Below are 6,149 nucleotides of genomic sequence, written 5' to 3'. Positions count from 1 at the left end.
CCCCCCCCCCCCCCCCCCCCCCCCCGACGCGGTGAACGCGCGGGCCATGAGGGCGGACGCGTTGGTACGATCACCCGCCCGGCGTCGCTGGACACCGGTGGCAGGTGACCACCTCATGGAGACCACAGTGCGGCGCCCCCTCATACCCCTCGCCCTGCTCACGGCGCTGCTCTGCGCGGGCTGTTCCTCCGGGCCGGAACCGGAGACCGCCCGCGCCGCGGAGAAGCCCGCGACGATCGACACCCTCGAAACCGACCACGGGGCGGCGGTACGGGCCGCGGTGGCGAAGACAAAGAAGAGCAGCGCCCGGATCGCCGAGGAGATCGAGCTGGGCGACGGGACCAGCTCCTACGTGGTCTCCGTCGACGGCGCATTCGACTGGGCGGCCGGCCGGGGGCGCCTGGCGGTCCAGCTCCACAGCGAGGACGCCCCGGGCAAGGCGTCGCCCCGGATGGACGAGATCTTCCGCGGCGAGAACACCTACTTCGGCGGATTCGCCGAGATGGAGGGCTCCTGGGGAGCCGTCCGGCAGGACGATCTGGAGGCGCACTACGCGCTGCGCGCCCCGGGCAACGACCCCCGGCACGTCCTGGCACAGGTGGCGCGGATGAAGGACGTCTCCAAGGCGGGCGAGGAACGGGTGAACGGCGCGGCGGCCGTCCACTACAAGGGCACGCTCGACCAGGAGACCGTCACGCTGCGGATGGCGAAGGACATGCGGGAGAAGGTCGATCAGATCCGGGAGCTCACCGGCGAGGTGGCCGTCGACGCGGAGGTCTGGATCGACGCCGAGGGCCGGATCGTGCGCACCCGGCTCGACTGGCCCCTGGGCGCGGCGAGCGTCCGGGCGACGATGAACCTGGCGAAGCACGGGCTCGCGGTGGAGGCGGCCGCACCGGACGAGGCGGACATCGTTCCGCTGCCGGCCCTCGGCGGCCCGCTGCCCGGCTGAGCCGTACCGGCGCGGATGGTTGCGCCACCGTGACGCGATATGTGAGCTGGGACACAGCACGGCCCGGGCACCCTTTGATCTTCTGGGCGGATGCGCCCCGCCACCGCCCTCGCCCTGTGTGCCGCCCTCGCGAGCACCGCTCTGCTCACCGGATGCGGGACGGAGACCGCCGGGGCCACGGCCTCGCCCGGGGCGACCTGCGCCTCCCTCGCGCCGCTCGCCGATCCCGCCGGGCGGACCTGGGACAACGTCCGGGTCGTCAGCGGCAAGTGCGGGCCCTCCGGCGCCCCGTCCACCGGGTTCGAGGTCACCAACACGGACAAGGAACCGCTCACCTTCACCATCACGTTCACCCTGGTCAACGGGTTCGGTGAGGCCATGGACAGCACCACGCGCACCGTCGAGGCGGTCGGGCCCGGCCAGACCGTGCGGCGGCCCCTGGACGCCGAGGACGGACCGGGCTCGGCCCGAGCGTACCGGGCCCGGATCGCCAAGGTGCGGGCCGTCCCGGCCGACGGGCCGTCCGGCGCCTGCCCGTCCTCGGGGGTCCGCGTCACCAACGACCGGGGTGACGCCGCGATGGGGCTGCGCGTCGTGGGCATCCACCTCGCCAACTGCGGCACCACCGACTACCGGCTGAACGGCTACCCCGCGCTCCGGCTCCTCGACGAGGACCGCGACCCGGTGAGCGGGGTCGAGATCCTGCACGGCACCACCGCGATCTCCACCGGCATCGGCGGCGACGCCCGGCCCCGCCCCCTCACGCTGCGCCCGGGCGAGAGCGCGTACGCCAGCCTCGCCTGGCGCAACACCACCACGGACGGCGACCCGGTCAATGCCCCCTACGTGGAGGTCACCGCGAAGCCCGGCGCCAAGCCCGTGACGGTCACCCCGGAACTGGACCTCGGCACCACGGGCCGGCTCGGCGTCAGCCCGTGGACGAAGACCCCGGCGGACGCGGGCGTCCCGCAGGGGTAGAAGTCCGTACGGGTGCTCAGCCGCCCGCCGGGCCGTGGACGGAGACCGGGTCGCCGGCCCGCACCACGCCCTCGCGGACCACCGCGTTCTTCGCGCCGAAGCTGAGCTTGTTGCCGAACTCCGGCTCCCTGCGGTACGTGGCCAGCGTGCGCACCGGCTCCGGTCCGGCGCGCCGCCCGGTCCGCTGGTCGACGAGCGGGACGTTGCACCGGATCGCCTTCACCGAGTAGGCGAGTTCGGCGGTGCCCACGGTCATCCGCGCCGCCCGGTCCTCGAAGTGCGGCTCGTCGTCGCCGGTCAGCACGATGTTGGCCCGGAAGCGGTCCATGGGCACGGGTGCGGCGTCGCCCCGGGCCGCGATGCGGGCGTTGAGACCGGCCAGCGAGGCGGTCGAGGTGACCAGGACCGCGTGCGCGTCGCCGAAGTTGACCTTGCCGGGGGTCTCGCCCCAGCCGTCGCGGTCGAAGCCGGGGACCACCCGGACGAGCCGCGACGCGGCCCCGAGCGCGTCGGAGAACCATTCCGCCGCCGCGTCGCCCTGGTCGACGGCGGGCCCGAGGGCGGTGCCGAACATGCTGACCTCGCGGCGGGGCCCGTCCGGGACCACGTCCAGGCGCAGGGGGCCGGTGGACCCGGTGGACAGGGCGAGGACCGCGCCGGAGTCCAGCACCTCGGCCCGGAGCGCGGCCATCGCGGGGTGGGTGCGCTGGCTGCGGAACGTGCCGTCGGCCGCGTCGACCACCATGAACGTCCGGTCGTGTTCGAGGCCGGTGGCGGTGACCCGCGCGGAGTCGACCCGGGTCCCGGCGCAGCCCTTGACCGGGTAGTACACCAGTTCGTGGACGGTGATCGTCATGACGTGCTCCTCATGCCGGACATCATGGCAGCCGGGGCGGGGCGGGACGACAGAGAGGCCCTCGCCCGTCACGTCCGGGCGGGGGCCTCCCCTTCATCCGCCTGCCAGGTGAAGGGTGAGAAGACGATCACGAGGCAGGACGTCCGGTGGTGCCGCTGCGGGGCCCTCGGTCAGGGGGCGAGCAGCAGCACGTCCGCGCGCTCCTTGGCGGCGGCGTAGCGCTTGGCCACGTCCTGCCAGTTGACGACGGCCCACATCGCCTCGATGAAGTCGACCTTCTGGTTCTTGTACTGGAGGTAGAAGGCGTGCTCCCAGGCGTCGAAGACCAGGACCGGGGTGGAGCCCTGGCCCACGTTGCCCTGGTGGTCGTAGACCTGCTCCACGATCAGCTTGCCGCTGACCGGCTCGTAGGCGAGGACGCCCCAGCCGGAGCCCTGCGTGGTGGCCGCGGCCTTCGTCAGCTGGGACTTGAAGCCGGCGAAGGAGCCGAAGGACTCGGTGATCGCGTCCGCGAGGTCGCCGACACCGTCCGCGGCCAGCGGCTCCCCGCCGCCGTCACCGGTCATGTTGTGCCAGTAGATCGAGTGCAGGATGTGGCCGGACAGGTGGAAGGCGAGGTTCTTCTGGAGGCCGTTGATCGCTCCCCACGCCTCCTTGTCCCGCGCCTCCGCCAGCTGCTCCAGGGTGTCGTTGGCGCCCTTGACGTACGCGGCGTGGTGCTTGTCGTGGTGGAGCTCGATGATCTGCGGATTGATGACCGGTTCGAGCGCGGCGTAGTCGTACGGGAGTTCCGGGAGCGTGTACGTGGCCATTGGTTTCGAACCCTCCAACTGCTGACAAGTTGTTATTGCAACCTCTATGCAAGAGCAGGCTAGCAGCAGGAATGCGAAACACCGGGTCGCCCTTCGGCTCGGGACCCGGTGTTTCGTACGGCTCTGCAAGGGTTCGGCTCAGGCTCCCGCGCGCCGCCGGCGTACGGCCCCGACCACCGCCAGGGCCACCGTCAGCGCACCCGACGCCAGGAGCTGGTCGCGGGTGGAGGGCTGGCGGAGCATCAGGACGAAGATGCCGGCCATGGCGAGCAGCGCCACCACCGTCAGCCCCGGGAACAGCCACATCCGCACCACCAGCTTCTCCGGCGCCTCGCGCTCAAGACGCGCGCGCAGGACGAGCTGGGAGACGGCGATGAAGATCCAGACGACCAGGATCACCGCACCGGTCATGTTCAGCAGCCAGGGGAAGACGTCGTCCGGCCGCCAGTAGCTCAGCAGCACGCAGAGGAAGCCGAAGACCGACGAGACCAGGACCGCCGTGCGCGGCACCCCGCCGGAGACCCGGCCCAGCCGCTTCGGGCCCTGGCCGCGCGCCACCAGCGAGCAGGCCATGCGCGAGGCGCCGTAGATGTTGGCGTTCATCGCGGAGAGCAGGGCCACCAGGATGACCACGTTCATGATCTGCGCCGCCTGCCCGATGCCGAGGTGGTCCAGCGCCGCGTAGAACGGCCCCACCTCGACCACCTTCGGGTCGTCCCAGGGCACCAGCGTGACGACGACCGCCATCGAGCCCACGTAGAACAGCGCGATCCGCCACATCGCCGTCCGCACGGCCTTCGCGACGCCCCGCACCGGGTTCTCGGACTCGGCGGCGGCGATGGTGACCGTCTCCAGGCCGCCGTACGCGAAGACGGAGGCGAGCAGTCCGATGACCAGGCCGTCCGGGCCGTTCGGCAGGAAGCCGCCCTCGCCGCTGAGATTGGCGGTACCCGGCGCGTCCGTGCCCGGCAGCACGCCCAGCACCGCCAGCACGCCCAGCACCAGGAACAGCGTGATCGCGGTGACCTTGAGTGCGGCGAACCAGAACTCGAACTCGCCGAACTTGGCCACCGAGGCCAGGTTCGTCCCCAGGAACACCACCATGAACAGCGCCACCCAGGCCCACTCCGGGGTCCCCGGCAGCCAGCCCGTCACGATCTTGGCCGCGCCGATCCCCTCCAGGCCGACGGCCGTGCAGAGCAGCACCCAGAACGCCCAGCCCGCCGTGAACCCGGCCCACGGTCCGATCGCCCGCTCCGCGTGCACGGAGAACGAGCCGGACGCCGGATTGGCCGCCGACATCTCGCCGAGCATCCGCATCACGAGCATCACCAGCAGCCCCGAGACCGCGTACGCGATGACGATCGAGGGGCCCGCGGCGGCGATGCCCGCGCCGGAGCCGACGAAGAGCCCGGCGCCGATGACACCGCCCAGGGCGATCATCGAGAGATGGCGCTGCTTCAGCCCGTGCGACAGGGGTGAGTCGGGGCCGGTGTCCGGCGCGGTGGCCGGGGAGCCGGTGGGGGAGGGCGCGGAGGTCCGGGACATGGACAGGCTCTGTTCGGTCGGTGAGACGGGGACTCTTCCCAGTCTGGACATGTGATCCGCTCGCCGGTAACCACCGTCCGCTATACGGTCACCGGGTCCACACCGGGCGCGCACGCGGCGGCGGGCGGTGGGCCACCGTCACGTACCGGGCTTTTAGAGGGAGTTCACAGTCCCGGTTCCACGCGCCTTCCCGACCCGCCCCGGACGTATCCCCGTTCACCTCAGTGACCAGCATCACGCTCCGCGATGATTGCGCCACCCTCCTTGTGTGAATCCCACCAACGCCCCGATCGCCGCTTTGTGGGCCGCTGATGGTGATCGGGCGCTGTCCGGTCGGATAGCGTCACGGTCAGTCCGTCCCGACCCTCACCCCCGCGGAGTCCCCGATGAGCACTGCTGCCGCCCCCGCCCGCACCGGAGCGGTCCTCGCCGACCTGCTGCCCGCCGCCCGGCACCGCTACGCCGTGGACACCGCCCTGGTGCTCGGCGGCGCCGCGCTCACCGGCATAGCCGCCCAGATCGCCGTGCCGGTCCCGGGCTCCCCGGTCCCGGTGACCGGCCAGACCTTCGCGGCCCTCCTCGTCGGCACCGCGCTCGGCGCCCGCCGCGGCTTCCTCTCCCTCGCCGTCTACGCCCTCGTCGGCATGGCGGGCATGCCGTGGTTCTCGGCCGGCAGCTCCGGCGCGGGCGGCGCCTCCTTCGGCTACGTGCTCGGCATGCTCCTGGCCGCCACCGTCGTCGGCGGTCTGGCCCGGCGCGGCGGCGACCGCTCGGCGCTGCGCACGGCCGGGACGATGGTCCTCGGCTCGGCGGTCGTCTACGCGGTCGGCGTGCCGTACCTGGCGCTGTCCACCGGCATGTCGGCGAGCGCCGCGATCGCCGCGGGCCTGACGCCGTTCCTGCTCGGCGACGCGCTGAAGGCGGCGCTGGCCATGGGCGCGCTGCCGGCCTCCTGGAAGCTCCTGGGCCGCCGGGGCTGACGCCGTACACCCCGTCGTGGGGG

6 protein-coding genes are annotated in these 6,149 nt (G+C 72.5%); 3 read left to right on the top strand and 3 right to left on the bottom strand.

Annotated elements, in window-relative coordinates:
* Positions 1 to 115: 115 nt before the first annotated feature.
* Both ACN6LM_RS37380 and ACN6LM_RS37375 read left to right on the top strand, forming a co-directional pair.
* A complete protein-coding gene (locus ACN6LM_RS37380) occupies positions 116 to 952 on the top strand; it encodes a hypothetical protein (RefSeq protein ID WP_445069879.1) in 837 nt (278 codons plus the stop codon).
* Positions 953 to 1,042: 90 nt separating this feature from the next.
* The gene (locus ACN6LM_RS37375) at positions 1,043 to 1,930 is read left to right on the top strand and encodes a DUF4232 domain-containing protein (RefSeq protein WP_445069878.1); all 888 of its coding nucleotides are present in this window, start codon (positions 1,043 to 1,045) and stop codon (positions 1,928 to 1,930) included.
* A gap of 16 nt (positions 1,931 to 1,946) precedes the next feature.
* On the opposite strand, the gene ACN6LM_RS37370 is transcribed toward ACN6LM_RS37375, so the two are convergent.
* The 3 genes from ACN6LM_RS37370 to ACN6LM_RS37360 form a co-directional block, all read right to left on the bottom strand.
* On the bottom strand, positions 1,947 to 2,786 hold the full coding sequence (locus tag ACN6LM_RS37370; protein WP_445069877.1) for an MOSC domain-containing protein: 840 nt from the start codon (positions 2,784 to 2,786) through the stop codon (positions 1,947 to 1,949).
* A 170-nt stretch (positions 2,787 to 2,956) separates the two neighbouring features.
* Positions 2,957 to 3,598: a superoxide dismutase gene (locus ACN6LM_RS37365; RefSeq protein ID WP_164403872.1), complete on the bottom strand. Its 642-nt coding sequence runs from the start codon at positions 3,596 to 3,598 to the stop codon at positions 2,957 to 2,959.
* Between the two features lie 138 nt (positions 3,599 to 3,736).
* Positions 3,737 to 5,146 carry an amino acid permease gene (locus ACN6LM_RS37360; protein WP_445069876.1) on the bottom strand — a complete coding sequence of 470 codons (1,410 nt, stop codon included), beginning with the start codon at positions 5,144 to 5,146 and terminating at the stop codon, positions 3,737 to 3,739.
* A 386-nt stretch (positions 5,147 to 5,532) separates the two neighbouring features.
* Here ACN6LM_RS37360 and ACN6LM_RS37355 point away from each other — a divergent pair, with 386 nt between their 5' ends.
* Entirely contained in the window at positions 5,533 to 6,126 is a 594-nt protein-coding gene (locus ACN6LM_RS37355) for a biotin transporter BioY (RefSeq protein ID WP_445069875.1), read from the top strand.
* The last annotated feature ends 23 nt before the right edge of the window (positions 6,127 to 6,149 follow it).

The sequence above is a fragment of the Streptomyces sp. SAS_281 genome (assembly GCF_052542855.1).
This window is presented reverse-complemented; position numbering and strand designations above follow the sequence as displayed.

Coding starts and splice junctions, on each gene's coding strand:
- ACN6LM_RS37380 (WP_445069879.1), top strand. CDS start 116: ATGGAGACCACAGTGCGGCGCCCCCTCATACCCCTCGCCCTGCTCACG.
- ACN6LM_RS37375 (WP_445069878.1), top strand. CDS start 1,043: ATGCGCCCCGCCACCGCCCTCGCCCTGTGTGCCGCCCTCGCGAGCACC.
- ACN6LM_RS37370 (WP_445069877.1), bottom strand. CDS start 2,786: ATGACGATCACCGTCCACGAACTGGTGTACTACCCGGTCAAGGGCTGC.
- ACN6LM_RS37365 (WP_164403872.1), bottom strand. CDS start 3,598: ATGGCCACGTACACGCTCCCGGAACTCCCGTACGACTACGCCGCGCTC.
- ACN6LM_RS37360 (WP_445069876.1), bottom strand. CDS start 5,146: ATGTCCCGGACCTCCGCGCCCTCCCCCACCGGCTCCCCGGCCACCGCG.
- ACN6LM_RS37355 (WP_445069875.1), top strand. CDS start 5,533: ATGAGCACTGCTGCCGCCCCCGCCCGCACCGGAGCGGTCCTCGCCGAC.